The sequence below is a fragment of the Novosphingobium umbonatum genome, from assembly GCF_004005905.1.
Classification (GTDB): domain Bacteria; phylum Pseudomonadota; class Alphaproteobacteria; order Sphingomonadales; family Sphingomonadaceae; genus Novosphingobium; species Novosphingobium umbonatum.
Map to the genome: position 1 here is coordinate 136596 of NZ_SACO01000003.1, position 21894 is coordinate 158489.

The window sequence follows — 21894 nt, forward strand, 5'->3', positions numbered from 1 at the left end:
TCTGATGTGATCGAGCCGCCGCCTAGCACGGAGAATGCGCTTTGGGAACTTTCTCGCTGAATTGTCATCCTGCCACTCCTGCCAAATCTGTTCGGGGCCTGTCGGTGGGCTGGGCGCAAGAGGATAGCGCCTTGCGGCTGACCTATCGCGTGCAGGGGGCGCAGCATCTGGTTTTGCCCAAGACGCAGCCTGCGGCGCGGACGGATGGGCTATGGAAAACAACCTGTTTTGAAATGTTTCTCGGCCTGTCGGGCACGGCCTATAGCGAGTTCAATTTCTCCCCCTCCAGCCAATGGGCGGCCTATGGCTTCCACGATTACCGCGACTCTGCGGGCGATTGGCCGATGGCGCAGGCCCCGCAAGTAAGCGTGGAGCGGCAAGGTGAGGACGTTCTGGCCCATGTGCGCCTGCCATCGGTCGTGCTGGAAGGGGCGCGGGTGGCAGGGTTGACGGCAGTGATCGAGGAGGAGGGCGGCGTGCTGTCCTATTGGGCCTTGGCGCATGGTGTTAAGCCTGATTTTCATCTGCGCTCTTGCTTCACCCTGTCGATTGCGTCAGCAGAGGCCCCATGACGATGTTGAACGGACTTGACCGCCTGCTGGCCGATCCCGCCCTGCGCAAGCCTTTGGAAGGCAAGCGCGTCTCTCTGGTTGCCCATCCCGCCTCGGTGACGGCGGGACTGGTACATGGGCTGGATGCTTTGGCCGCCTGTGACGGCATTCGCCTGACCAGCGCCTTTGGGCCCCAGCACGGGCTGAAGGGTGACAAGCAGGACAATATGGTCGAGACCGAGGACGAGTTGGATGCCCGTCTCGGCATTCCGGTGTTCAGCCTTTATGGGCAAGTGCGTCGCCCGACAGCGGCGATGATGGACACGGCGGATGTATTCCTGTTTGATCTTCAGGACCTTGGCTGCCGTATCTATACCTTTGTCACAACTCTGCTTTACCTGCTGGAAGCCGCCCATGGCACCGGCAAAGCGGTGTGGGTGCTCGATCGCCCCAACCCCGCCGGTCGCCCGATCGAAGGATTGACCTTGCGCAAGGGCGAAGAAAGTTTTGTCGGTGCTGGCCCCATGCCGATGCGCCATGGTCTGACGCTGGGGGAAATGGGCCAGTGGTTCATCCATCACTTCAAGCTGGACGTGGATTACCGCGTGATCACCATGGAAGGCTGGCAACCGGAAGGCGCCGGTTTTGGCTGGCCGGAAAGCCGCATCTGGGTCAACCCCAGCCCGAACGCTGCCAATGTGAATATGGCGCGCGCCTATGCGGGCACAGTGATGCTGGAAGGGGCCACCCTGTCCGAAGGGCGCGGCACGACCCGCCCGCTCGAAGTGCTATTTGGCGCGCCCGATGTGGATGCCAAGGCGGTGCTGGAGCAGATGCAACGCTTTGCCCCGCAATGGATGGAGGGCTGCGCCCTGCGCGAATGCTGGTTCACGCCGACCTTCCACAAACATGCCGGCGCCTTGTGCAGTGCCTTGATGATCCATGCCGAGGGCAGTTTCTACAACCACGAGGCTTTCCGCCCGTGGCGTTTGCAATCCCTTGCTTTCAAGGCGTTTCGCCAGCTTTATCCCGATTATCCCCTCTGGCGCGACTTCCCCTATGAATATGAGTTCGAGCGCCTGGCGATTGACGTGATCAATGGCGGGCCGGACCTGCGCCTATGGGTGGACGATGCCGCCAGCGAGGCGGGCGATCTGGACGCGTTGGCCATGCCCGACGAAGCGGCTTGGGCCGAGGAAAGGCGCGAATTCCTGCTTTATTAAGCGGGTATAAACGCCACCACTTGTATGCCTTGCTGACAATATCTATGGTCCCATCCAAAGCAAAATGGATGGGACAGGTATGCTCAAACTCTATTCTTTCGGCCCCGCTGCCAATTCGATGAAGCCGCTGCTCACGCTCTATGAAAAGGGCACGGCGTTTGAAGGGCACCGGTTGAACCCCGCCACGTTCGAGCACCATTCGGACTGGTTCAAGGCGATCAACCCGCGTGGGCAAGTGCCCGCCTTGGTCGATGGCGACAAGGTCATCACCGAAAGCACGGTGATCTGCGAATATCTGGAAGACGAACACCCCAGCGCTGTGGCTTTACGCCCTGCCGATTCCTATGGCCGCGCGCAAATGCGCATCTGGACCAAATGGGTGGATGAATATTTCTGCTGGTGCGTGTCGACCATTGGCTGGCACCGCTATGTCGGCAATATGGTCAAGGCTTTGTCCGACGAGGAGTTTGAAGCCAAGGTGGCCGCCATTCCCGTGGTGGAGCAAAAGGTCAAATGGCGCCGCGCGCGTGAAGGTTTTCCGCAGGACATGCTGGACGAGGAAATGCGCAAGATTGCTTTCTCGGTGAAGCGACTTAACGATCATCTGGCCGACAATGAGTGGTTGGCGGGTGGCATGTTCTCTTTGGCCGACATCTGCAATTTCGCCATCGCCAATGGCATGCATTACGGTTTTGCCGAGCTGGTAAATGAAGCGGATACGCCGCATCTTCTGCGCTGGACCGCCCAGATTAACGAGCGGCCAGCGGTGAAGAAGATGTTTGCCGAAGTGCCGATGGAAAAGCTGCGCCCTCAGGATTGAGACCGTGAAAGCGCCGCTTGGCCTTTTCAGGCGGGCGGCGCTTTGGGATGGCGCGGCAGGCTGGGGTCAAACACGGCCCAGCTTGGCGCGCTATCGGCCCAGATGATGCCGCTTGGCTTGGCAATTTCGGGATTGTCCAACACGCCTGCGCGAATGCGATAGGGGGCAGGGGGCGTTACCAGCGGGCGGCTGAACACATGGCTGCCGCATGCGCTACAGAAAGCGCGTTCGACCGTGTTGCCGCTGTCGGCGGTCTTGTGGTGCAGGGTCAGATCGCCGGTAACCTCCACTGCCTCTGCAGGGAACAGGGCGTTGACCGTGGCCGAACCGCTGGCCAAACGCTGGCAATCGCGGCACCAGCACATGCGCGCGGCCAGAGGATCACCCGAGAGCGTCAGTTTCACCGCGCCGCAAAGGCATTGTCCGGTATGGGGCATTATCTATCCTTCCGTTTTCAGCCAGCGACGGCTTGCCCATGCGCGCAAAGGTTCGTCCCAGATCCGCATCGCCACGATGCCCAGACAGGTCAGGCCAATGAACAGCCATGGGGCCAGTTCCATCAGCGCCTCAGGCTTCACATCCTTTGTGAAGCTGATGTCCCAATACCAATAGATGAAAGGATAATGCACGATATATAGCGGATAAGACAAGCGCCCCAAACCCTTGGCAATCTTGCGCGTGGTGGGCCCCATGCGTGAATGCGCGCCCATCAGGATGATCAGCGGGAACAGCAGCGCGACATAGGCAAATTCCAGAATGCCATTACCGACGCCCACCTTGCCACCGGGCATACCCGCCAGAAACGCCACCGTCATCACCACCGAAAGGCCGACGAAGCTCATCCGCAGAGGCGTCAATTTGCCCAAGCTACGGCGCAGCAAGATGCCATAGAGGAAGGGGAAGGCGAGACGCGCTTCGGCCATCCACCAATTGCTCCACCCCCAACCGATGGACAGCGAGCCATAGACCCAGCCCCCCGCCAACAACACTGCCCCGGTAGGCAGCAGCAGCCAGGCCAGAGTCCTTCGGCTTAAACGATGCAAAACAAGGCCATAGGCGATGGAGCCGATATATTCCTGAAACAGCGTCCATGTCGGTCCGTCCAGCGAATGCGTATCATCTCCGCGATCGGCTACCGTGGCATAGGGCAGGCCGACATAGGCCGACACCACCGCCAGCCAAAAGGCACCATTGGCCACATGCGGCGTCAGCGCAAAGGGATCAAACACCCATGCCAGCGCCCCAACCGTCACCGCCAGCAACAGCATGGGGTGCAAACGGATCACGCGCCTCAGCATGAATTGGCCAAAACTCATGCCCTCGGCCATGCGCTTGTCATAGGCATGGGCGATCACAAAACCGGACAGGCCAAAGAAGAAATCAACCGCCAGCGCGCCATGGGGCAGCCAATTGTTCTGAGGCTGACCGTGGCTGAGGATTTCGCTGATGTGGAACACCAGAACTAACAGCGCAGCAACACCGCGCAGCCCGTCCAAAACCTCGAAATGGCGTGAAGTCTGGCTCATGCGTCAATCATATCCGGATCAATTTCGGCCGCGCGGTTCTGGATGAACTGGAAACGGTGTTCAGGATTGCGCCCCATCAACCGGTCGACCAGATCCTTCACCTGCGCCCGTCCTTCATATTCCTGCGGTAGCGTGATGCGCAAAAGGCTGCGCTTGGCAGGGTCCATTGTGGTTTCGCGCAATTGCTGGGGGTTCATCTCGCCCAGACCTTTAAATCGCCCCACTTCCACCTTCTTGCCCTTGAACTTGGTTTTTTCCAGCTCGATACGATGGGCGTCATCACGGGCATAGGCGCTCTCCTTGCCTGCGGTCAGGCGATAGAGCGGGGGTTGGGCCAGATAGATATGCCCGCGCCGCACCACTTCCGGCATTTCCTGAAAGAAGAAGGTCATCAGCAGCGTGGCAATATGCGCCCCGTCGACATCGGCGTCGGTCATGATGATAATGCGGTCATATCGCAGCAGATCGGGGTTGCAATCCTTGCGGCTGCCGCAACCCATGGCCAGCAACAGATCGGCAATTTCGCTATTGGCGCGGATCTTGTCATTGGTGGCGCTGGCCACGTTCAGGATTTTACCGCGAATGGGAAGGATCGCCTGCGTCTTGCGGTCTCGGGCCTGCTTGGCGCTGCCGCCGGCCGAATCGCCTTCCACAATGAACAATTCGGTCTCGCCGCTGCCTTCGCCACTGCAATCGGTCAGCTTGCCGGGCAGGCGCAGCTTGCGGGCGTTGGTGGCGGTCTTGCGCTTGACCTCGCGCTCCGCCTTGCGACGAAGCCGTTCGTCCATCCGCTCCATCACATAGGCCAGCAACGCTTTGCCGCGGTCCATATTGTCGGTCAGGAAATGGTCGAAATGGTCGCGCACCGCATTTTCCACCAGACGCGCCGCCTCGGGGCTGGTCAGGCGGTCCTTGGTCTGGCTCTGGAATTGCGGATCGCGGATGAAGACGGACAGCATGGCTTCACAGCCCACCACCACGTCTTCGGGCGCAATTTCCTTGGCCTTTTTATTGCCCACCAATTCGCCAAAAGCGCGGATGCCCTTGGTCAGCGCCGCGCGAAGGCCCTGTTCATGCGTGCCGCCATCGGGCGTGGGAATGGTGTTGCAATAATAGGAATAGGAGCCTTCGGACCACAAGGGCCATGCGATCGCCCATTCCACGCGGCCATTCAACTCGCCGGGGAAATCCTGCGTGCCGGAGAAGGCCTGCGTGGTCACGCATTCGCGCTTGCCGATTTGTTCGGCCAGATGGTCGGCCAAGCCACCGGGGAACTGGAACACCGCCTCGGCAGGCACATCCTCGCTGGCCAGACTTGGCGAGCATTTCCAGCGAATTTCCACGCCTGCAAACAGATAGGCCTTGGACCGCACCAGCTTGAACAGGCGAGAGGCCTTGAAACGGGCATCCGCGCCGAAAATTTCCGGATCGGGCGTGAAGCTGACCGAAGTGCCGCGCCGGTTGGGCGCCGCGCCAATCTTCTGGATCGGCCCCAAAGTCACCCCGCGCGAGAATTCCTGCGCGAATAGTTCCTTGTTCCGTGCCACTTCCACGCGCGTCAGCGTGGATAGCGCGTTGACCACGCTGATCCCCACGCCATGCAGACCGCCGCTGGTGGCATAGGCCTTGCCCGAAAATTTGCCGCCAGAGTGCAGGGTGGAGAGGATGACCTCCAGCGCGCTTTTGCCGGGGAATTTGGGATGTTCGTCGACGGGAATACCACGGCCATTGTCAACAATGGTTATTTTACCGGCAGTTCCGGCGACATCCTCCAGCGAAACCTCAATGCGGTTAGCATGGCCCGCCACCGCCTCGTCCATCGCATTGTCCAGCACTTCGGCCACCAGATGGTGCAAGGCGCGTTCATCCGTGCCGCCGATATACATGCCGGGGCGGCGGCGCACAGGTTCCAGACCTTCGAGAACCTCGATGGCCGAGCCGTCATAAGCCTCGCCCGTGGGGCCGCGTGGAGTTTCAAAGAGATCATCGGACATGGGCGGAGTTATGCCGCCTTTTGCGCGTGGCGCAAGCCGCCCACCGGTCAAAGCGGGCGGTTAGCGGGGGAAAATCAGTCCTCGAAGCGGGTAGGGGCGGGGCTGACCACGCTGGCCGTGCCCCAACGCGCTTCGCGCACTTCCAAAGAGCGCTCGATCACATCGGTGTCGTTGAAACGGAAAATGCCGTCCAGCCCAAGGAAACCGCCGCGATCATACAGGCGCTGGGTGGGGAACAATGTTCCCGGTTGCCATTCCCGCGCAATGCGCAGGGCCAGCAAGACGCTGTCATAACCCAAAGTGGACAGGCGATAGGGCGTATCACCAAAACGCTGCCGATAGCTTTCGGCAAAGCGGGGATAGCGTTGGTCGGACAGGGCCGCATACCACGCGCCATAAAGCGCCGGTGTTTGGGTTGAGGCGGCATCGGTCCCCCACAATTCTGTGCCCAGAATCCGAACGGCAGGCGCATTGGCCTTTAGCAAAGGCGCAGCCAAAGCCGCCACCCGCGCCGTATCGCCCACCAGCACCGCCTGATAAGACCCGCGCGCCTTCAAACGGCGCACCGCATTGCTCAGCCCATTGCGCGACTGGTCATAGCTTTCCATGCCGACCAGCATCGCGCCCGAAGCCTTGGTGGCCATGATCAAGGCATTGGAAACCCGCGCGCCATAGCTGCCCACCGGCACCAGAGCAGCAAAACGGGTAATCCCGCGCGCTTTGGCAAAGCGCACCACGCGGGCGACCGATTGCGTCGGCACTGTGCCCATCACAAATACATTATTGCCCGCAACGCCTGCGTCATTGCTGAAACTGATCACCGGAACGCGGGCATTATGCGCCATCGCGCCTACTTGCTGAGCCTCGTCGGCCTGAACAGGGCCAAGGATCAGGCGATTGCCATCGGCCAAAGCGCGACTCGCCGCCGCCGCCGCGCCATTGCCCGTGTCATAGGTTGTGATGCGAAGGCTGGTGGCGTTGGTGTCCAGCAAGGCCATGGTCGTGGCATTGGCTAAAGCCTGCCCCGCTGCGGCATTGATCCCCGTCATCGGCACCAACAAAGCCACGCGGTTGCGGCCGACATCGGTCGGCAGGCTGGGCGGCGGCGGGGCGGGCTGGTTGGAGGGTTGGTTGCGGCCCTGATCGGGCACCACCGCGCAGGCGGCCAACAGCGCGCTGGCGGCCAGTGCGAGAGAAAAACGCAGCCTTGCGCTACGCATTGGCGATTTGGCCTCGATCATTGCTTGTGCGATCCCGTCCCATGATGCATCGCCATTGGCCATGTCATCTTTGCATCCATCATCATCCACACTTTCATCCGGCCTTTACATCGTTGCCACACCGATTGGCAATCTTGGCGATATCACTTTGCGCGCAATCGAGATTTTGCGAGGCGTTTCTGCCATTGCTTGTGAAGATACGCGCGTAACTGGCAAATTATTGCAGCATTTGGGCATTAAACAAAGACTTATCCGTTATGATGACCATGCCGATGAACGCGCGCGCGTTGGTTTGCTGGCCTTGATGGCCGAAGGTCCGGTGGCTCTGGTGTCCGATGCTGGCACGCCCTTGGTGTCCGATCCGGGCTATCGTCTGGTGCGCGAATGTCGCGAGCGGGGGATTGCGGTCACCTCCATCCCCGGCCCCAGCGCGGCGATTGTCGGGATCACCCTGTCGGGCCTGCCTTCTGACCGGTTCATGTTCGCCGGTTTCCTGCCCAGCAAGGCCAAGGCGCGGGGTGATGTGCTGGCCGAACTGGCGGATGTGCCTGCCACCTTGGTGTTTTACGAAACCTCGCCGCGTCTGGTGGATGCCTTGCAGAGCATTGACGAGGTCTTGCCGGGCCGCGAGGTGGCGGTGGGGCGTGAATTGACCAAGATGTTCGAGGAATGCCGCAGCGGCAGCCCGCAGGAATTGATCGAGCATTACAGCGCCAACCCACCGCGCGGCGAGATCGTGCTGATGATCGGCCCCGCGCCCGCCAAGATATCCACCATGGAGGATGCCGAGAGCATGTTGCGCGCCGAACTGGTGCATAGCAAGGCCAGTCAGGCCGCCGCCACAGTGGCCAAGGCGACGGGGCTGGACCGCAAGGCGCTATATGCGCTGGCGCTCAGCCTGAAATGAACTGGCGCTCCCCAGCCAACCGCATGGCCGCCGAGGCGCGCGGGCGGCGGGGGGAGGCTTTGGCCTGTGCGTGGTTGCAGGAACAAGGCTATGAAATTTTGGCCCAGCGGGTGAAAACTCCGCGCGGCGAGGTGGATATTGTCGCCCGCCACACCGGCGTTACCGTATTTGTCGAGGTCAAATGGCGCGCCCGCGCCGCCGATCTGGACTTTGCGATAGACCAGCGCCGCCTGACTCGCGTGGCAAAAGCGGCGGAATTGCTGGCTCCAGCCTATGTGAAAGCTGGAGATGACATACGGGTAGATATTCTCTTGCTTGCGCCGGACGCTCCTGTGCGCCACATCGCCAACGCTTGGATGCCCATGTGAGGGCAGCCTGACGGAGTTTTGCCCCATGTCCTCTCTTCGCGTTGCGGTTCAGATGGACCCGCTGGCCACCATCAATGTTGCCGGTGATTCGACCTTTGCCCTGATGTTGAGCGCGCAGGCGCGTGGCCATGCCCTGTGGTATTATGATGTCGGCTCTCTGGCTTGGCAAAGCAGCACGGATGGCGGCCGTCTGACCGCATGGGCCGCGCCGGTGACGGTGCAGCGCCCGCAGGCGGCGGGGGAATCGCATTTCACTTTAGGCGAATTTGCCAATCTGGATCTGGTGACGGACTTGGATGTGGTTCTGATGCGTCAGGATCCGCCGTTTGATCTGGGCTATATCACCGGCGCGCATCTGCTGGAAAAGCTGAAGGGCAAGACCTTGGTGGTCAATGACCCCGAGCAGGTGCGCAATGCGCCGGAAAAAGTCTTCGTGCTGGATTACCCGCAGTTCATGCCCCCCACGCTGGTGGCGCGCCGAATTGAGGATGTGCGCGCGTTCCAAAAGCGCATGGTGGCCGAAGGCTTTGGCGGCGATCTGGTGATCAAGCCTCTGCATGGCAATGGTGGCAAGGCGGTGTTCCGCGTGCCCGCCAGCGGCGATAATCTGGGAGCCTTGGTCGAAGTGTTCGGCCAGATGTGGAAGGAGCCCTATATGGTGCAGCCTTTCCTGCCCGATGTGGCCAAGGGCGACAAGCGCATCGTGCTGGTGGATGGGGAAGTGGCCGGCGCCATCAACCGCCGTCCGGGCGAGGGTGAGTTCCGTAGCAATCTGGCCGTGGGCGGCAGCGCGGAGGCCACCGGCCTTACCGAGCGCGAGGCGGAAATCTGCCGCGTGTTGGGGCCGGAGCTGAAGGCGCGTGGGTTGGTGTTTGTGGGCATTGACGTGATCGGCGGCCATTGGCTGACCGAGATCAACGTGACCAGCCCAACCGGCATTGTGGCGATTGACCGTTTCAACGGCACAGACACCGGCGCGATGATCTGGGCGGCGATCGAGGCGCGGCATCAGGCTATGGTTACGGCTTGAGTGACCGCAGCCTGATGGCATCTCCGCAAAGGCTGGACCAACTCACCGCCCTGCGCTTCTTTGCGGCGCTGGCGGTGGTGGGGTCGCATCTATGGCCCTTGGCCGAATATCCCGGACCTTTGCAGGGATTGGCGCGCACGCTGCTGCATGAAGGCTATGCGGGCGTGTCCTTCTTCTTCATGCTGTCGGGCTATATTCTGGCGCATAGCTATACGGACAGGTTGGCGAGCGGGGCGGTGCCGGTGCGGCGCTATCTGGTCTTGCGGGTGGCGCGGATTGCGCCTTTGCACTGGCTGGTGGCGCTGCCGCTGGCAGGTCTGGCGCTTTGGCAGGATGGTTTATCTATCTGGCTCAAGGTTCTGGTAAACCTAAGCCTTTTGCAGGCATGGGTGCCCAGTTCGGATTGGTATTTCACCATCAACGAGCCAAGCTGGAGCCTGTCGGACGAGGCCTTTTTCTATGCCTGTTTTGCCGCGTTGGCCTGTTGGCCCTTGCGGCGGCTTAAAGGGCTGGCGGCGGGGCTGCTGGCGCTGAATCTTGGCGTGGTGCTCTGGCGTCTGTCTACCGGCCAAGGCGCGGTGCTGGATGGCGAGCGCAACACGCTGACCCACTGGCTGACCTATATTACCCCCGTGGCGCGGCTGCTGGATTTTGTGGTGGGCATGTTGGTCTATCATGCAACATGGCGTGGAGGCACGCGACGGGAATTGGGCGTGGCGGCACTATTGCTGACCGCGATGGTGGCCTATCCTGTGCTGGGCGTGCCTGATGCCTTGCGGATGCAATTGGCCTATCTGCCGATCATGGCGCTGGTTATCGGCATATTCGGGCAGGGGGATGGGGCTGTTTCGCGCTGGCTGGGAGGATGTCCCAAGCTGGTGCTGCTGGGCGATGCGTCTTTTGCGCTCTATCTGGTGCATCTGCCCATCCTGCATGGCGGGCTGTGGGTGCAGGAATGGCTGGGCGATGCCGCTTTGCCTTGGCTGGTCTGGTCGACTTTGGTGGTGTTGGTGTCGATGGGCGTGTCGGTGGTCGTGTATAAAGGCGTTGAAGTGCCCGTGGCCCGATCCCTTCGCCGCTGGATCGAAGCGAGGATCTAGTCCCCGCGCGGGTGGGCGTGGCGGTAGACGTCCAGCAAGACTGCCGCATCCACCTTGGTATAGATTTGCGTCGAGGACAGGCTAGCGTGCCCCAGCAATTCCTGCAGGCTACGCAAATCTGCCCCCGCGCCCAGCAGATGGGTGGCAAAGGAATGGCGCAGCGCATGGGGCGTGGCGCTATCGGGCAGGCCCAATCCGATGCGCGCCTTGGCCACCGCCTTTTGCACGATACCTGCGCGCAAAGCGCCCCCCTTGGCACCGCGAAACAGCGCCTCCTTGCGATCAAGCGGCCATGGGCATTGCGCGACATAATCCGCCACCGCATCGCGCACCACGGGTAGGATCGGCACCATGCGCTGCTTGTTGCCCTTGCCGGTCAAAACCAGCCTTTCGCCCAAGGGCCAATCCGCGCCGTTCAGGGACAGGGCCTCGGCAATGCGCAGGCCCGCGCCATAGAGCAGCAGCAGCACCGCCTTGTCCCGCGCGCCGATCCAGTCCTGCGCGGCATTTTCCGCCACATCCTCGGCCAGATTGATGGCCTCGTCAGGCGTTACAGGGCGCGGCAATCCACGTTTGACACGAGGCCCACGCAGGCGAGGGGCCACCGGATGGGCCTTGCCTGCCCTTTCCTGCGCAAAGACCAGAAAGCCGCGCAAGGCTGCCAATTCGCGCGCGGTGGAGGTCTGGCTGAGCCCCTGCGCCCGCCTTTGCGCCAGATGATGGCGCAGGCCCGCCGGATCGAGCCTTGCCAGTGTAGCCCAATCCCGCGCGCCCAGCGCATCGATCAACCGCGCCGCCGTGGCGACATAGGCGGTGACCGTGTGCGGGCTGCGGCGGCGGCTATGCGCCAGATAGTCGTGCCAAGCGGCCAGCAAATCAGCCCGCGCGGCCAGATCGGCGGCGGCTTCGTTCATTCGACCAGCTCTGCGGGCACGACTTCGGCAATCAAGGCGTTGAGCACCAGCATGCCCGCCTCGGTCACACCAATCTTGTTCCCCTGTTGCCACATCAGCCCTTGGCTTGTGTAGAGTTCCAGTTTCGCCTCATCGGCCACCTCTGCCGCCGTCAGGCCAAAACGCCCCGCCAGTTGCGCGGCATCCAGCCCCTCGGCCAGACGCAAGCCCATCAGCATCGCTTCGCTCGCCTGTTCGCGCAAGGTGAGCGGACGTTCCTCCTGCAATCCGGTGCCCGTGTTGGCCACGGCAGCCAGATAATTCTCCGGCTTCTTGTGCCTTTTGGTGGCCACGCCGCCACGCCGCCCATGCGCGCCCGGCCCGATGCCGACATAGTCCTGATAGCGCCAATAGGTCAGGTTATGGCGGCTTTCCTGCCCTGCGCGGGCATGGTTGGACACTTCATAGGCAGGCATACCAGCGGCAGCCGTCAGGCTGCGCGTAATCTGGAACAGGTCGGCGGCGGGGTCGTCCTCCAACGGGGCAAAGGCCCCTTCACGCACCAGCGTGGCAAAGCGGGTGCCTTCCTCGATGGTGAGTTGGTACAAGGAAAGGTGATCTGTGCCGAAAGACAGGGCGCGGGTGAGTTCGGCCTCCCATTGTTCGGCGGTCTGATTCGGGCGGGCATAGATCAGGTCGAAGCTGACGCGAGAGAAGTGTTTTAGCGCCAGTTCCAAAGCTTTAAGCGACTCGGACACCCCATGCAAACGCCCCAGAAACCGCAGTTCTGCGTCATCCAAAGCCTGCAATCCCAGCGAAACGCGGTTGATTCCGGCGGAGGACAAAGCGGGAAAATTGACCGATTCCAAAGTTGAGGGGTTTGCCTCCAAAGTTATTTCGACTGTGTCTGAAAAACCCCACAAATCCCGTGCCTTGTCCAGCAAAGCCTGCACCAGCGAAGCGGGCATTAAACTGGGCGTTCCACCCCCGAAAAACACACTTTCCAAACGCTCGCCACCGGCAAGTTCGAACTCGCGTTCCATCTCGGTGAGTAAAGCATTTTGCCATGTGCCATAATCAACTTGCGCGCGGACATGGCTGTTGAAATCGCAATAGGGGCATTTCTTCAGGCAAAAGGGCCAATGGATGTAAAGTGCTCTCGCCATGAGATTTTTGCTGGCCTTTCAAACGAAAACTTAAGTAAAAATACGGAATGAGACTAACGAAAGCCCTTCTTGGAATGGCGGTGTTGATCGTCAGTTCCATTGCCCAAGCCGCACCGCTGGAAAGCGATGCAAACGCCGAATTGCCTTGGCTTTCGGCTCCCTCCAATATCTGTTCCATCGCCAAGCCGCCAGCCCCTCCCGACGCCACGACCAGCCTGCTAGCGCTTCAAAATCAGGAGCGCGCCCGATTTGGCGAAGAACCGCTGGTCTGGGACGAAGGCCTTGCCAAGGCAGCAAGGGATTGGGCCAAGATCTTGGCCACAGAAGGTATGTTTGAACATTCGCCGCCATGGCTACGCGGCAATACAGGCGAAAACCTGTTCATGGGCACGGCGGGCGCTTTCACCCCCGCCGGCATGGTCAATGAATTTCTGGCCGAGCGCAAAGATTTCACGCCTGGCACTTTTCCCAATGTTTCGCGCACCGGCCAATGGCATGCGGTGGGCCATTACACCCAGATCATCTGGCGCGGCACCCGCAAGGTGGGATGCGCCATCACGCGAGGAGGCGGTTATGACTATCTCGTCTGTCGCTACTGGCCCGCGGGCAATGTCTCGGGCGAACAGGTCTATTAGGCCTGTGTATTGAACTGATCGGCCACCAGCTTGCGGAACGCGTCCGCACGATGGCTGATCGCATGCTTTTCGTCCGGTGCCAGTTCGGCAAAGGTGCGCGTGTCACCGCGGGGCACGAACACCGGATCAAAGCCAAAGCCCATGCGCCCGCGCGGAGGCCAGGTCATTTTGCCATCCACGCGGCCTTCGTAAACCGCATCCACGCCATCGGGCCAGGCCAGCGCCAGCACGCAGGCGAAATGTGCCGCGCGCCCAACATCCGGCCCATGGGCGCAAAGCAGGCCTTCGACCTTGCCCATCGCCATATACCAGTCGCGGCCCTCGCTGCCTTCATACCAATGCCTTTCGGCCCAGTCGGCGGTGTAGACGCCGGGCCTTCCGCCCAGCGCCTCCACACAAAGGCCCGAATCATCCGCCAGCGCGGGCAGGCCACTGGCCACGGCGGCAAAACGCGCCTTGATCAGCGCGTTTTCGATGAAGGTCGTGCCGGTTTCCGCCGGTTCCTCCAACCGCAGTTCACCGGCCGACACGCATTCCAACCCGTAGGGTTCGAGCAATTTCTGCATTTCATGCAGCTTGCCCAGATTATGCGTGGCAATCACGATTTTGCCGGTCAGTCGTGTCATAGCCTATCCCTTTGCGCGCGGCTTTTCAGGCAAGAGAACGGAAGATCAGCCAACAGCTTTAGCTTGCGCCGCAAAAATACGGTCGCAACCGATGCGGGCCAGACGCAAAAGGCGCAGCAGGCCTTCTTCATCGTAAGTCGCGCCTTCGGCAGTGGCCTGCACTTCGGCAATATGCCCACCTTCGATCAGCACGAAATTGGCATCGGCATCGGCGCTGCTATCCTCGATATAGTCAAGGTCAAGCACCGGAACGCCATTGGCGATCCCGCAGGAAACGGCAGCTACCTTGCGGGTCAACGGATCCTCGGTCACAAGGCCCTTGGCCATCAGGCCGTTGATCGCCAAACGCAGGGCCACCCATGCGCCCGAAATGGCCGCCGTGCGGGTGCCGCCATCGGCCTGCAACACATCGCAGTCCAGCGTGATCTGGCGCTCGCCCAGCTTCTTCATATCGGTGACAGCGCGCAAGCTCCGCCCGATAAGGCGCTGGATTTCCTGCGTGCGGCCCGACTGCTTGCCCTTGGCCGCTTCACGGCTGCCACGGGTATGCGTGGCGCGGGGCAACATCGAATATTCCGCCGTTACCCAGCCTTCGCCCTTGCCGCGCAGGAAGGGGGGGATGCGTTCTTCGACGCTGGCGGTGACCAGCACCTTGGTGTCACCAAAGCAAACCAGCACGCTGCCTTCGGCATGTTTGGTGAAATTGGTGATGATTTCGATGGGGCGCATTTCATCAGGCGTACGGCCGGAAGGACGCATGGGGTAAACTCCGTGGCAAATTTGCGCCTTCCTTGGCCGCATGGGCTTGCTGGTTCAAGGGTGATCGTTAAATAAGTTGTCTATGCAAAGCCTGCCGATCACCGAATTGACCGCCCGTGCGCGGGAAATCTTCCGCATGGTGGTGGAAGGCTATCTGCATTCAGGGCAACCGGTGGGGTCAAAAGCCTTGGCCATGCTGGGGGCGAGCGGGGGGCTGAACCTGTCGCCCGCCTCGATCCGCAGCGTGTTGTCTGATCTGGAAAGTCTGGGCCTGCTCAGCCACCCGCATACCAGCGCGGGGCGGATGCCCACCGAAATCGGCCTGCGCCTGTTTGTCGATGGCATGATGCAGGTGGCCGAACCCACAGCGGAGGAACGCGCGGCGATTGAACGCTCACTCTCCGCGCCGGGGCCGGTTGAGGCCGCCTTGGCCGCCACCAGCGCGGCGCTGTCGGACCTGAGCGCCTGTGCGGGCGTGGTGATGGTGCCAAGGCGCGAGCCGATCCTGTCGCAACTGAGCCTTGTGCCCTTGGGGCCGGGCAGGGCGCTGGCGGTGCTGGTGGGGCAGGATGGTGGGGTGGAAAACCGCTTGTTGCAATTCCCGCTCGGCCTGCCTGCGGGGGCTTTGGAGGAAGCCTCGAACTATATCACCGCCCATCTGGCCGGACGGACTTTGGCCGAGGCAGCCCGCGCGATGCAGGCGGATCTGGCCTCGGGGCGCTCGGCACTGGATGCGGCCAGCGCCGATCTGGTGCAGCGCGGGTTGGCGGTATGGAGTGAGGATGCCGAACGCCGTCCGGTGCTGATCGTGCGCGGACAGGCCAATTTGCTGGACGAGGCGGCTTTGTCCGACCTCGACCGCGTGCGGAGCCTGCTCGACGATCTGGAAAATAAACAATCGGTCGCCGACTTGCTGGATATCGCCCGTGAGGCCGATGCCACGCGCATTTTCATCGGCAGCGAGAACCGGCTTTTCGCGCTTTCCGGCTCCTCGGTGATTGCTTCACCCTATCGTGACCGCGAGGGGAGAGTGATCGGCGTTGTGGGGGTAATTGGGCCGACAAGGTTGAATTATGCGCGTCTCGTCCCCATGGTGGATTTCACGGCCCAGTCTCTGGGCAAGGTTATCGGATAATTTTGGAAGCTGTTACAGATTATGACTGAAGAAACCACGCAGGACCCTCAATCGACCGCCGAAGCCACCAGCGAAAGCGTTGATACGCAGGCCGAGCGCATTGCGCAGCTGGAAAGCGATCTGGAAGCGGCGAAGAATGAAGTGCTTTATGCCAAGGCTGACACCCAGAATGTGCGCCGCCGTCTGGAAAAGGACATTGCCGACGCCCGCGCCTATGCCAGCACCTCCTTTGCCCGCGATATGTTGAGCGTGGCCGACAATCTGGCCCGCGCGCTGGACGCGATCCCCGCCGAATTGCGCGAGGATGACAAGCTGAAATCGCTGGTCGCCGGTATCGAGGCCACGGGCCGCGAGCTGGAAAAGGTGTTTGGCCTGCATGGCATCACCAAGGTGGCGGCGCAGGGCATGCCTTTGGACCCCAACCAGCATCAGGCGATGATGGAAGTGCCCCATGACGCCGAACCGGGCACGGTCATTCAGGTGCTCCAGCATGGCTATACGATCAAGGATCGCCTGCTGCGCCCCGCGATGGTGACGGTGGCCAAGAAGCCGGATTGATCGACAAAAGGGGGCCTGAACAGCCCCCTTTTTTTATGCGCTTAATGCTGGTGGTCCATTCCCGACATGCCGCTGGCCATGCCACCGGGCGCCTCGGCGCTCAGCGTGCCTTCCAGCTTGCGCCCATCACTTAACACCAGCGTATAGGGCAGCTTGTCCCCCGCCTTGGCGCTGGCGGGCATGTCGAACACCATCACGTGATTGCCGCCCCGCGCAAAGGGCAGAGTGCCATGGGGCGCGACGGTGATCTTGTCCACCGGCACCATTTCCTGCCCCTTGGTTTCGTGCATTTCCGCCGCACCGGCACCGCGGATTTCCACGGAGGTAATAGTCACGGGCGCTTTTTCTGTATTGCGCCACAGCGGATAGGCCGCCGCAGGATTGCCCGCTACCGCAGGCAGGACAAGGCTTCCCGATGGGGTGGCGCTGGCTTGTTCGCCGGTGCTGGCCTCGGTCGGTGCGGCAGGCGAGGCAGGTTCCTCATGCTTGTGGCAAGCGCTTAGCGCGGCCACGGCCAACAAAGAAAGCGCCAACAGGGCAGGGGCGAAAGTGACGGGCTTCATCGGGCCTTTTCTCCTCTTTGCCGCTGGTTACCGGCCTTTTGCCCGTCTGCCAAGCAGGCGGCGTATAAAGCCCTTCGCGGCCCCAATGTGACATTTTGCGCAAAATTGCATGGGTCACAGGTCTTGTCGGGGGGGAAAGCCCACCTATATGCCGGTCTGTCAGCGAGCCGCGAAAGCTGCCTTGCCGGGATGCCGGGAGACACACTGGCGGTGTCACACGAGACGTAAGGGATTGAAACATGGCAAAAGTAATCGGTATTGACCTCGGCACCACCAACAGCTGTGTGGCCGTTATGGACGGCGGCAAGCCCAAGGTTATCGAAAATTCGGAAGGCGCGCGCACCACGCCCTCGATCGTGGCCTTCACCAAGGATGGCGAACGTCTGATTGGTCAGCCCGCAAAGCGTCAGGCCGTGACCAATCCGGACAACACGATTTTCGCGGTAAAGCGCCTCATCGGCCGCCGCTTTGATGATCCCATGACCCAGAAGGACATGGAACTGGTTCCCTATTCGATTGCCAAGGGCAAGAACGGGGACGCATGGGTGACCGCAGGCGGTACGGACTACTCGCCTTCGCAGGTCTCCGCTTTCACGCTGCAGAAGATGAAGGAAACGGCTGAGTCCTATCTGGGCGAAACCGTGACGCAGGCGGTGATCACCGTTCCGGCCTATTTCAACGACGCCCAGCGTCAGGCCACCAAGGATGCCGGCCAGATCGCAGGTCTGGAAGTCCTGCGCATCATCAACGAGCCGACCGCAGCCGCTCTGGCCTATGGTCTGGAAAAGAACGATGGCAAGACCATCGCCGTCTATGACCTTGGCGGCGGCACCTTCGACGTGTCGATCCTGGAAATCGGCGATGGCGTGTTCGAAGTGAAGTCGACCAATGGTGACACGTTCCTTGGCGGTGAAGATTTCGACACCAAGCTGGTTGAATATCTGGCCGACAAGTTCAAGGCCAAGGAAGGTCTGGACCTGCGCGGCGACCGTCTGGCCCTGCAGCGCCTGAAGGAAGCGGCGGAAAAGGCCAAGATCGAACTGTCGAGCGCCCAGACCACCGAAGTCAACCTGCCTTTCATCACCGCCCGTATGGAAGGTGGCAGCACCACCCCGCTGCACTTGGTGGAAACCATCACCCGCGCCGATCTGGAGCGTCTGGTGGCCGATCTGATCGCCCGCACCATGGAACCCTGCCGCAAGGCGCTGGCGGACGCTGGCGTGACCGCTGCGCAGATTGATGACGTGGTGCTGGTGGGCGGTATGACCCGCATGCCCAAGGTGCGCGAAGCGGTGAAGGACTTCTTTGGCAAGGAGCCCCACACTGGCGTGAACCCCGACGAAGTGGTGGCCATGGGTGCCGCCATTCAGGCGGGCGTGCTGCAGGGCGATGTGAAGGACGTTTTGCTGCTCGACGTGACCCCGCTGTCGCTGGGTATCGAAACGCTGGGCGGCGTGTTCACCCGCATGATCGACCGCAACACCACGATCCCGACCAAGAAGAGCCAAGTGTTCTCGACCGCTGACGACAACCAGCAGGCCGTGACCATCCGCGTGTTCCAAGGCGAGCGTGAAATGGCGGCGGATAACAAGATCCTCGGCCAGTTTGACCTGATCGGCATTCCGCCGGCGCGTCGCGGTGTGCCGCAGATCGAAGTGACCTTTGACATTGACGCCAACGGTCTGGTCAACGTGTCGGCCAAGGACAAGGGCACCGGCAAGGAACAGCAGATCCGCATTCAGGCCAGCGGTGGCCTGTCGGACAGCGACATTGACCAGATGGTCAAGGACGCCGAGCGTTTTGCCGAGGAAGACAAGAAGCGCCGTGAGGCTGCCGAGGCCAAGAACAATGCCGAAAGCCTTGTTCACGCCACCGAGCAGCAGATCGTGGAGCATGGCGACAAGATCGATGCTGGCCTGAAGGCTGAAATCGAGGCCGCGATTGCCGAGGCCAAGACCGCCATTGCCGGTAATGATCCGGCCGAAATGGGCGCCAAGACGCAGGCTCTTACCGAAAAGGCGATGAAACTGGGTCAGGCGATCTACGAGAAGGAACAGGCTGCCGCTGCTTCTCCGAATGCGGCTCCGGCTGCCGATGATGTGGTCGACGCCGAATTCTCGGAAGTGGACGACAAGAAGGCCTGATGTTGCGATGAAAGACGCCCGCTGCCGCTTCGGCGGTGGCGGGCCTCCTTTCGGGGGAAAATGCAATGTCGGCAGAAATCGACTATTACGAATTGCTCGAAGTCAGCCGTGACGCCGATGACGGGGTGCTGAAGTCCTCGTATCGCAAGCTGGCGATGAAATATCACCCGGACCGCAACCCCGGGGATGCCGAAGCCGAAGCGCGCTTCAAGCAGATCAGCGAAGCCTATGATTGTCTGAAGGACCCGCAAAAGCGCGCGGCCTATGACCGTTATGGCCATGCTGCCTATCAACAAGGCGGGGCCGGGGCAGGCGGCGGCGGCTTTCAGGGTGGCGCCGATTTCGGTGATTTCGGCGATATTTTCGAAAGCATCTTCGGCAATGCCTTTGGCGGCGGTGGCGGGCGGCAACAGGCCCGTCGCGGTGCCGATCTGCGCTATGATCTGGAAATCGGGCTGGAAGACGCTTTCCATGGCAAGACCGTGGAAGTGGAAGTCGATGTCGCGGTGGGCTGTGACCCTTGCAAGGGTTCGGGTGCCGAGCCGGGCACGGGCAAGCGCCGCTGCAACATGTGCGGTGGCCATGGCAAGGTGCGCGCGCAACAGGGCTTTTTCATGGTGGAGCGCACTTGCCCCACCTGTCATGGCCGCGGCGAGGTGATCGACAAGCCTTGCAAGAGCTGCCGTGGCGAAGGCCGTGTGGAACAGCGCAAGAAGCTGGAAGTGGCCATTCCCAAGGGCGTGGACGATGGCAACCGCATCCGCTTGCAGGGCAAGGGCGAGGCGGGGCCTGCGGGCACACCAGCGGGCGACCTGTACATCTTCCTGCACCTGCGTCGCCATCCGGTGTTCGACCGCGACGGCACGACGCTGCTGACGCGGGCGCATATCAGCTTCACCACCGCCGCGCTGGGGGGACAAATCGAAATCCCCGGCATGGATGGCCAGAAGCATGTGATCGACATTCCCGCCGGTATCCAGACCGGCAAGCAGTTGCGCAAGCGGGGCGCCGGTATGCCGGTGCTCAACGGGCGCGGGATTGGCGATCTGGTGGTAGAAGTGGCGGTGGAAACGCCCACCAAGCTGACCACACGCCAAAAGGAATTGCTGCGCGAGTTCCAGGCCAACGAGACGGGCGAACAATGCCCTGAAAGCAAGGGCTTCTTTGACCGGCTCAAAGAGGTCTGGAACGATCTGACCGAATGAACATCAAGCGGCGGGAGGCAAACACTCCCGCCGCTTTTTGCTTGCGTTCCTTTAATGTTCTCCCTAATTTGGCGCCATGGCCAAACCGAAACGTCGCTTTGTATGTTCTGCCTGTGGCAGCGTTACCCACCGTTGGCAGGGGCAGTGCGACGATTGTCAGGAATGGAACACGCTGACCGAGGAAGCACCGCAGACGGTGTTTTCGGCCAAGCATGATTTGTCCTCCGGCGGGCGCAAGGTTTTGTTCGAACCCTTGGATAAGCCCGGAGAGGCCTTGGTGCGGCGCAGCACCGGCATTGCCGAATTTGACCGCGCCTTGGGCGGGGGCCTCGTTCCGGGCAGCGCCATTTTGATGGGCGGCGATCCGGGTATCGGCAAATCCACGCTATTGTTGCAGGCCAGCGCGAAAGTGGCCCAATCGGGCGGATTGGCGGTCTATATCAGTGGCGAAGAGGCTCCCGGCCAGATCAGGTTGCGTGCCGAACGTTTGGGCGTGGCCAGCGCGCCGATCAAACTGGCAGCATCCACATCAGTGCGCGATATTCTCACCACTTTGGGCAGTATGGATACGCCCGACTTGCTGGTGATCGATTCAATCCAATGCATGCATTCCGACCAGATCGAGGGCGCGCCGGGCACGGTTAGTCAGGTTCGCGGCTGCGCCTTTGAATTGATCCGCTATGCCAAGGATAGTGGCGCGGCGGTGGTACTGGTGGGGCATGTGACCAAGGACGGCAATATTGCTGGGCCTCGCGTGCTGGAGCATATGGTCGATGTGGTGATGGCGTTCGAGGGCGAGCGCAGCCACCAATATCGCATCCTGCGCAATTTGAAGAACCGCTTTGGCCCCGTAGACGAGATTGGCGTATTTGCCATGGCGGGCGAGGGGCTGGCGGAAGTGGGCAATCCTTCGATGCTGTTCCTGTCTGGCCGCGACAATGCGATGGCGGGCAGCGCTGTGTTTCCCGCGATTGAAGGCACAAGGCCGGTGCTGGTGGAAATTCAGGCGCTGATCGTGCGTTTGCAATCGGGCGCCACGCCCCGCCGTGCAGTGGTGGGCTGGGATAGCGGGCGGCTTGCCATGTTGCTGGCGGTGCTGGAATCGCGCTGCGGGCTTAATTTCTCCAGCGCGGAAGTCTATTTGAACGTGGCGGGTGGTTATCGTCTCGCTGATCCGGCTGCCGATCTGGCGGTGGCGGCGGCGCTGGTTTCGGCGCTGGCGGACCGGCCTTTGGCCCAACGCGCCGTCTGGTTTGGCGAAGTATCACTGGCGGGCGAGATCAGGCCGGTGGCGCATGGCGGGTTGCGTTTGCGGGAATCGGCCAAGCTGGGCTTTGATCAGGCCTATGGTCCGGACGAGATGGGTGTTGGCGGCAAGGGCGGGAAGCCCAAGGCGGTGGAGGGCATGCGGCACCATCGCTTGTCTTTGCTGCCAAATCTCGTTGACCAGATTGTGGGGAGCGAATAGGCC

At 61.4% G+C, this 21894-nt stretch carries 22 protein-coding genes; 13 read left to right on the forward strand and 9 right to left on the reverse strand.

The features are described 5' to 3' along the window. Positions 1 to 41: 41 nt before the first annotated feature. From EOE18_RS05125 to EOE18_RS05135, 3 genes are all read left to right on the forward strand, one after another. Complete coding sequence (locus EOE18_RS05125; RefSeq protein ID WP_127706909.1) at positions 42 to 572, forward strand: DOMON-like domain-containing protein; 531 nt, start codon at positions 42 to 44, stop codon at positions 570 to 572. A gap of 2 nt (positions 573 to 574) precedes the next feature. Next, the gene (locus EOE18_RS05130; protein WP_127707404.1) at positions 575 to 1774 is read left to right on the forward strand and encodes an exo-beta-N-acetylmuramidase NamZ family protein; all 1200 of its coding nucleotides are present in this window, start codon (positions 575 to 577) and stop codon (positions 1772 to 1774) included. 79 nt (positions 1775 to 1853) lie between these two features. Further along, complete coding sequence (locus tag EOE18_RS05135) at positions 1854 to 2594, forward strand: glutathione S-transferase family protein (protein ID WP_127706911.1); 741 nt, start codon at positions 1854 to 1856, stop codon at positions 2592 to 2594. Between the two features lie 26 nt (positions 2595 to 2620). On the opposite strand, the gene EOE18_RS05140 is transcribed toward EOE18_RS05135, so the two are convergent. From EOE18_RS05140 to EOE18_RS05155, 4 genes are all read right to left on the reverse strand, one after another. Then, entirely contained in the window at positions 2621 to 3031 is a 411-nt protein-coding gene (locus EOE18_RS05140; protein WP_127706913.1) for a GFA family protein, read from the reverse strand. A gap of 3 nt (positions 3032 to 3034) precedes the next feature. Further along, complete coding sequence (locus tag EOE18_RS05145; protein ID WP_127706915.1) at positions 3035 to 4120, reverse strand: acyltransferase family protein; 1086 nt, start codon at positions 4118 to 4120, stop codon at positions 3035 to 3037. Beyond that, positions 4117 to 6114, reverse strand: a complete 1998-nt coding sequence (parE, locus tag EOE18_RS05150; protein WP_127706917.1) for a DNA topoisomerase IV subunit B — start codon at positions 6112 to 6114, stop codon at positions 4117 to 4119. The genes EOE18_RS05145 and parE overlap by 4 nt, the downstream gene beginning before the upstream one ends. A 74-nt stretch (positions 6115 to 6188) precedes the next feature. Continuing rightward, on the reverse strand, positions 6189 to 7397 hold the full coding sequence (locus EOE18_RS05155; protein WP_246027269.1) for a penicillin-binding protein activator: 1209 nt from the start codon (positions 7395 to 7397) through the stop codon (positions 6189 to 6191). Between EOE18_RS05155 and rsmI the strand changes: the two genes are divergently transcribed. Genes rsmI through EOE18_RS05175 form a run of 4 tightly spaced genes read left to right on the forward strand, consistent with a single transcriptional unit; the run spans position 7396 to position 10739 of the window. Further along, entirely contained in the window at positions 7396 to 8241 is an 846-nt protein-coding gene (gene rsmI, locus EOE18_RS05160; RefSeq protein ID WP_127706918.1) for a 16S rRNA (cytidine(1402)-2'-O)-methyltransferase, read from the forward strand. The two genes, EOE18_RS05155 and rsmI, sit on opposite strands and share 2 nt — an antisense overlap. Next, a complete protein-coding gene (locus EOE18_RS05165) occupies positions 8238 to 8609 on the forward strand; it encodes a YraN family protein (protein WP_127706920.1) in 372 nt (123 codons plus the stop codon). The genes rsmI and EOE18_RS05165 overlap by 4 nt, the downstream gene beginning before the upstream one ends. Positions 8610 to 8634: 25 nt before the next feature. Continuing rightward, the gene (gshB, locus tag EOE18_RS05170; RefSeq protein WP_127706922.1) at positions 8635 to 9639 is read left to right on the forward strand and encodes a glutathione synthase; all 1005 of its coding nucleotides are present in this window, start codon (positions 8635 to 8637) and stop codon (positions 9637 to 9639) included. Further along, positions 9636 to 10739 (forward strand): acyltransferase family protein, encoded by a 1104-nt coding sequence (locus EOE18_RS05175; protein ID WP_127706924.1) that lies wholly within the window; start codon positions 9636 to 9638, stop codon positions 10737 to 10739. The genes gshB and EOE18_RS05175 overlap by 4 nt, the downstream gene beginning before the upstream one ends. Here EOE18_RS05175 and EOE18_RS05180 read toward each other — a convergent pair. Together EOE18_RS05180 and hemW are read right to left on the reverse strand one after the other, a co-directional pair. Then, a complete protein-coding gene (locus EOE18_RS05180; protein ID WP_127706926.1) occupies positions 10736 to 11653 on the reverse strand; it encodes a tyrosine recombinase XerC in 918 nt (305 codons plus the stop codon). The two genes, EOE18_RS05175 and EOE18_RS05180, sit on opposite strands and share 4 nt — an antisense overlap. Beyond that, the gene (hemW, locus tag EOE18_RS05185; RefSeq protein WP_127706928.1) at positions 11650 to 12798 is read right to left on the reverse strand and encodes a radical SAM family heme chaperone HemW; all 1149 of its coding nucleotides are present in this window, start codon (positions 12796 to 12798) and stop codon (positions 11650 to 11652) included. The genes EOE18_RS05180 and hemW overlap by 4 nt, the downstream gene beginning before the upstream one ends. A gap of 74 nt (positions 12799 to 12872) precedes the next feature. Here hemW and EOE18_RS05190 point away from each other — a divergent pair, with 74 nt between their 5' ends. Continuing rightward, on the forward strand, positions 12873 to 13433 hold the full coding sequence (locus EOE18_RS05190) for a CAP domain-containing protein (RefSeq protein ID WP_127706930.1): 561 nt from the start codon (positions 12873 to 12875) through the stop codon (positions 13431 to 13433). Here the strand turns inward: EOE18_RS05190 and rdgB are convergent. Together rdgB and rph are read right to left on the reverse strand one after the other, a co-directional pair. Continuing rightward, positions 13430 to 14059 carry an RdgB/HAM1 family non-canonical purine NTP pyrophosphatase gene (gene rdgB / locus EOE18_RS05195; protein ID WP_127706932.1) on the reverse strand — a complete coding sequence of 210 codons (630 nt, stop codon included), beginning with the start codon at positions 14057 to 14059 and terminating at the stop codon, positions 13430 to 13432. The genes EOE18_RS05190 and rdgB overlap by 4 nt on opposite strands. A 45-nt stretch (positions 14060 to 14104) precedes the next feature. Beyond that, positions 14105 to 14818: a ribonuclease PH gene (gene rph, locus EOE18_RS05200; protein WP_127706934.1), complete on the reverse strand. Its 714-nt coding sequence runs from the start codon at positions 14816 to 14818 to the stop codon at positions 14105 to 14107. An 82-nt stretch (positions 14819 to 14900) separates the two neighbouring features. Between rph and hrcA the strand changes: the two genes are divergently transcribed. Both hrcA and grpE read left to right on the forward strand, forming a co-directional pair. Then, positions 14901 to 15953: a heat-inducible transcriptional repressor HrcA gene (gene hrcA / locus EOE18_RS05205; RefSeq protein WP_127706937.1), complete on the forward strand. Its 1053-nt coding sequence runs from the start codon at positions 14901 to 14903 to the stop codon at positions 15951 to 15953. Positions 15954 to 15974: 21 nt separating this feature from the next. Then, positions 15975 to 16511, forward strand: a complete 537-nt coding sequence (gene grpE / locus EOE18_RS05210) for a nucleotide exchange factor GrpE (RefSeq protein WP_127706939.1) — start codon at positions 15975 to 15977, stop codon at positions 16509 to 16511. 41 nt (positions 16512 to 16552) lie between these two features. Here the strand turns inward: grpE and EOE18_RS05215 are convergent, their stop codons facing one another. Continuing rightward, positions 16553 to 17074, reverse strand: coding sequence for a copper chaperone PCu(A)C (locus EOE18_RS05215; protein ID WP_127706941.1), 522 nt, complete (start codon positions 17072 to 17074; stop codon positions 16553 to 16555). A 239-nt stretch (positions 17075 to 17313) separates the two neighbouring features. Between EOE18_RS05215 and dnaK the strand changes: the two genes are divergently transcribed. The 3 genes from dnaK to radA all read left to right on the forward strand — a co-directional run bounded on the left by dnaK (position 17314) and on the right by radA (position 21891). Beyond that, positions 17314 to 19218, forward strand: coding sequence for a molecular chaperone DnaK (gene dnaK / locus EOE18_RS05220; RefSeq protein WP_127706943.1), 1905 nt, complete (start codon positions 17314 to 17316; stop codon positions 19216 to 19218). Positions 19219 to 19283: 65 nt separating this feature from the next. Further along, entirely contained in the window at positions 19284 to 20423 is a 1140-nt protein-coding gene (gene dnaJ / locus EOE18_RS05225; RefSeq protein ID WP_127706945.1) for a molecular chaperone DnaJ, read from the forward strand. 76 nt (positions 20424 to 20499) lie between these two features. Then, positions 20500 to 21891 (forward strand): DNA repair protein RadA, encoded by a 1392-nt coding sequence (gene radA / locus EOE18_RS05230; protein ID WP_127706947.1) that lies wholly within the window; start codon positions 20500 to 20502, stop codon positions 21889 to 21891. The last annotated feature ends 3 nt before the right edge of the window (positions 21892 to 21894 follow it).

Coding starts and splice junctions, on each gene's coding strand:
- hemW (WP_127706928.1), bottom strand. CDS start 12,798: ATGGCGAGAGCACTTTACATCCATTGGCCCTTTTGCCTGAAGAAATGC.
- grpE (WP_127706939.1), top strand. CDS start 15,975: ATGACTGAAGAAACCACGCAGGACCCTCAATCGACCGCCGAAGCCACC.
- EOE18_RS05135 (WP_127706911.1), top strand. CDS start 1,854: ATGCTCAAACTCTATTCTTTCGGCCCCGCTGCCAATTCGATGAAGCCG.
- EOE18_RS05190 (WP_127706930.1), top strand. CDS start 12,873: ATGGCGGTGTTGATCGTCAGTTCCATTGCCCAAGCCGCACCGCTGGAA.
- gshB (WP_127706922.1), top strand. CDS start 8,635: ATGTCCTCTCTTCGCGTTGCGGTTCAGATGGACCCGCTGGCCACCATC.
- EOE18_RS05180 (WP_127706926.1), bottom strand. CDS start 11,653: ATGAACGAAGCCGCCGCCGATCTGGCCGCGCGGGCTGATTTGCTGGCC.
- EOE18_RS05140 (WP_127706913.1), bottom strand. CDS start 3,031: ATGCCCCATACCGGACAATGCCTTTGCGGCGCGGTGAAACTGACGCTC.
- radA (WP_127706947.1), top strand. CDS start 20,500: ATGGCCAAACCGAAACGTCGCTTTGTATGTTCTGCCTGTGGCAGCGTT.
- hrcA (WP_127706937.1), top strand. CDS start 14,901: ATGCAAAGCCTGCCGATCACCGAATTGACCGCCCGTGCGCGGGAAATC.
- EOE18_RS05145 (WP_127706915.1), bottom strand. CDS start 4,120: ATGAGCCAGACTTCACGCCATTTCGAGGTTTTGGACGGGCTGCGCGGT.
- EOE18_RS05130 (WP_127707404.1), top strand. CDS start 575: ATGTTGAACGGACTTGACCGCCTGCTGGCCGATCCCGCCCTGCGCAAG.
- dnaK (WP_127706943.1), top strand. CDS start 17,314: ATGGCAAAAGTAATCGGTATTGACCTCGGCACCACCAACAGCTGTGTG.
- EOE18_RS05165 (WP_127706920.1), top strand. CDS start 8,238: ATGAACTGGCGCTCCCCAGCCAACCGCATGGCCGCCGAGGCGCGCGGG.
- EOE18_RS05155 (WP_246027269.1), bottom strand. CDS start 7,397: ATGGCCAATGGCGATGCATCATGGGACGGGATCGCACAAGCAATGATC.
- parE (WP_127706917.1), bottom strand. CDS start 6,114: ATGTCCGATGATCTCTTTGAAACTCCACGCGGCCCCACGGGCGAGGCT.
- rdgB (WP_127706932.1), bottom strand. CDS start 14,059: ATGACACGACTGACCGGCAAAATCGTGATTGCCACGCATAATCTGGGC.
- rph (WP_127706934.1), bottom strand. CDS start 14,818: ATGCGTCCTTCCGGCCGTACGCCTGATGAAATGCGCCCCATCGAAATC.
- EOE18_RS05215 (WP_127706941.1), bottom strand. CDS start 17,074: ATGAAGCCCGTCACTTTCGCCCCTGCCCTGTTGGCGCTTTCTTTGTTG.
- dnaJ (WP_127706945.1), top strand. CDS start 19,284: ATGTCGGCAGAAATCGACTATTACGAATTGCTCGAAGTCAGCCGTGAC.
- rsmI (WP_127706918.1), top strand. CDS start 7,396: ATGTCATCTTTGCATCCATCATCATCCACACTTTCATCCGGCCTTTAC.